We start from the raw sequence: 391 nt of genomic DNA, 5'->3' as shown, positions 1-391 counted from the left end.
GGTCGGTGGAGGTCACCGAGCCCGGCTGCGACACGTTGCCTGCAGCATCGGTCAGGGTGACTTGCAGGCTGCTGCCGTCGATCACGGCAGGGGCCAGGGTGAGGGTGAAGGTGCCGTCTGCACCCACTGTGCCGGTCGCGATGACATTGCCGGCGGCATCACGGACCTGCACGCTGGTGCCGGCTTCGCCACGGCCACTCAGTTGGCTACCGGCCACGCCGATCACCAGATCGGTTGGTGCTGCGGGTGGCGTGGTATCGACACCGTCGATATCCGGTGCGGTGACCGAGCTGGCTGTGGAGATGTTGCCTGCTGCATCGGTGGCGGTGGCCTGCAGCACTTCGCCGTCTACTTGCGGCGGGTTGAGGTTGATGCTGAACACACCGGTCGG

General features: G+C 66.5%; 1 protein-coding gene. It reads right to left on the bottom strand.

Annotated features, from left to right (window positions below; translation table 11 throughout):
• On the bottom strand, positions 1–391 hold a 391-nt coding region (locus tag ACF8MI_RS10855), incomplete at both ends, for an Ig-like domain-containing protein (protein WP_392517491.1).

Source organism: Pseudomonas sp. yb_9 (assembly GCF_043103635.1).
Taxonomy (GTDB): Bacteria; Pseudomonadota; Gammaproteobacteria; order Pseudomonadales; family Pseudomonadaceae; genus Aquipseudomonas; species Aquipseudomonas monteilii.
The sequence above is the reverse complement of the archived record's forward strand: the minus strand, read 5'-3'. Positions and strand labels throughout refer to the sequence as shown.